This window comes from Brevibacillus sp. SIMBA_040, assembly GCF_046535075.1.
Lineage (GTDB): Bacteria > Bacillota > Bacilli > Brevibacillales > Brevibacillaceae > Brevibacillus.
Genome location: NZ_JAWRXI010000199.1, coordinates 1 through 269 on the forward strand (window position 1 = coordinate 1; position 269 = coordinate 269).

The window sequence follows — 269 nt, forward strand, 5'->3', positions numbered from 1 at the left end:
GTAATAAGTAATAATTTACAAGGAAAAGTTTCTATGTGTTTTGCTACTATTGGTGATGTTGGAGGAAATGATGCTGGTAAAGACAGCTTATCTAAAGATTTTTTTGCACAAAAAGAAATAGATTGGTTATTTAAATGTTATGAAAATAATATTGATGTAGGGGCTATTCTTCCTAAAAGGTCTTACTCCGTTTGTATGGTAGAAAATAAAGATAGTGAAGTTTGGGATGCCTTTGGTAACATTTACGCTTGTTGGGAATTTCCTTATTC

At 31.2% G+C, this 269-nt stretch carries 1 protein-coding gene; it reads left to right on the forward strand.

All coding sequences use genetic code 11. The features are described 5' to 3' along the window. Window positions 1-269: hypothetical protein (locus tag SB752_RS32540; RefSeq protein ID WP_410719517.1), on the forward strand; the 269-nt coding region annotated here is incomplete at both ends.